Origin of the sequence: Novosphingobium sp. B-7, from assembly GCF_000410615.1 — a bacterium.
GTDB lineage: Bacteria > Pseudomonadota > Alphaproteobacteria > Sphingomonadales > Sphingomonadaceae > Novosphingobium > Novosphingobium capsulatum.
In genome coordinates this window covers 1-1,891 of the sequence record NZ_APCQ01000785.1, presented here as the reverse complement: position 1 = coordinate 1,891, position 1,891 = coordinate 1, and the positions used below count along the sequence as shown (strand labels likewise).

The following is a 1,891-nucleotide window of genomic DNA, read 5'->3' as shown; positions in this document are numbered from 1 at the left end:
CAGAATAGGTCACGGTGCGCGCGCCGGCTGCGCCGCGCGCGGGATACCAGATGCGCAACGGCAGGGTGCGCGTGCCGCGCACGACTTGCCCCGCAGCGACCGACGCCGTCGCATCCAGTTGCCCCGAGGCCACGATCGTGCGCGTCATGGTGCCCGGTACATAGGGACCAGGCGCAGCCAGTTCGGGCAGGCCGGGCTCTGGCTGATCCAGGCCGGCGGCCGGCTTGCCCGGCGCATTGCTGGCAGGCGGCGCAGCGGCGGCAGTCAGCATGGCAAGGCCCAGCAGCGCGCTGGCACGCATCAGGCGTCTTGCCCGGCGCGCACTGGTGCCGACTGTACCGGTTTTCGCGGTTTCCTGTGTCATGATCCTCCTGGCGCGCTGCCCTGCATTCTTTGGCCCCATGCTATGCCCTCCCCTCGCTCGCACGCTATCTCGTATAGGCATTTGCCTGTGCTTTCATGTTATTCCTGAGTCGGAAAAAGCTGGCGGAACAGCCGCCCGACCCATTCGTTGCCCACCCTGGGCACCATCTCTCATTCCACGGACATCCGGATACGTCCGTGAAGTGGCCGAAATCAGCTAAATTTTGTGGTATAGTCGTCCGACAACATCCGGGCGAATGCGACACCAATCAGGAACAAAATGGGTATCCTGATGGGTATCGTTCTCCGCCCTTCGGCGAGGCGATACCCAGATGAGCACCCTCTTTGCGACCACGATTGCGAACGCTAAACCCAAAGACCGGCCATACAAGATGTTCGATGGCGGCGGGCTGCATCTTTTCGTCAAGCCAAATGGCTCAAAGCTGTGGCGCCTGACCTAACAGTTGGCTCAGCAAGCAGAAAACCCTGTTTCTGGGCCAATGGCCCGATCTTAGCCTTGCCGACGCGCGCGCCAAGCGCGAAGAAGCCAGGCGCCTGCTCGCCACCGGGATCGATCCCGCCCACCAGCAAAAGATTGACGCCGCCAAAGCCAGGATCGAGGAAAACAGCACCTTCAAGACTGTCGCGCTTGAGTGGATTGCCAAGCAGGAGCGTGAGCAGTTGGCTGAGGTTACACTCAGCAAAGTTCGCTGGCTCCTAGACAAGGCTTATCCCAAGATTGGTACGCGACCGATCGCCCAGATAACCGCGCACGAAGTTCTCGTCGTCTTACGCGCGGTTGAGGCGACGGGCCGCTACGAAAGCGCGCGCCGCATGCGAAGCGTTCTGGGGCGCGTTTTTCGCTACGCAGTCGCCACAGCACGAGCCGAATGCGATCCAACCAGCGACCTCCGTGGCGCTCTGACCGCCCCCAAATCCAAGCATCTCGCCGCCATCACCACTCCACACCGCGCTGGGGAACTGATGAGGGCAATCGAGCGGTACACCGGCCATGCCATCACGCTGTTCGCTTTGAAGCTGTCAGCACATCTCTTTGTGTGCCCCGGTGAACTTCGCCAAGCCGAATGGGCAGAGTTCGATTTTGATCGCAGCGTGTGGAACATCCGGCTCATGTCGGGAAACACGGTCAATGCCGCTTTAAGGGCCCTTGGCTTTGGACAAGAGGAAATGACCGCGCATGGCTTTCGGGCAATGGCGGCCACTCTTCTCAACGAGACCGGACGTTTCAATCCGGATGCGATTGAACGGCAATTGGCGCATATGGAAAACAACGGGGTCCGCCGCGCCTATACGCGGGGAGAATACTGGAATGAGCGGGTGGCGTTGATGCAGTTCTGGTCGGACGAGTTGGGCCGCTTGCGCGATGGCGCGAGAGTGCTCAAGCCTAACTTCGGCGGCCAAAAATCGTTCGTCTCCGGACAGGTTTTTTGCCGTTAGCGTAGTGCTGAGACTCGCCTAAGGTTAGCCATGGCGCGATGGAAATGCCCTTAGTGCCTGATTCGGAAGT

Annotated in this window: 1 protein-coding gene and 1 pseudogene; one reads left to right on the top strand and one right to left on the bottom strand. The window is 60.6% G+C overall.

The features are described 5' to 3' along the window. A partial coding sequence (locus H926_RS26535) for a hypothetical protein (RefSeq protein ID WP_202804687.1) occupies positions 1–364 on the bottom strand: 364 nt, incomplete at its 3' end. Positions 365–695: 331 nt separating this feature from the next. Here H926_RS26535 and H926_RS26530 point away from each other — a divergent pair. Then, a pseudogene (locus H926_RS26530) lies at positions 696–1,821 on the top strand (tyrosine-type recombinase/integrase). Positions 1,822–1,891: the final 70 nt, after the last annotated feature.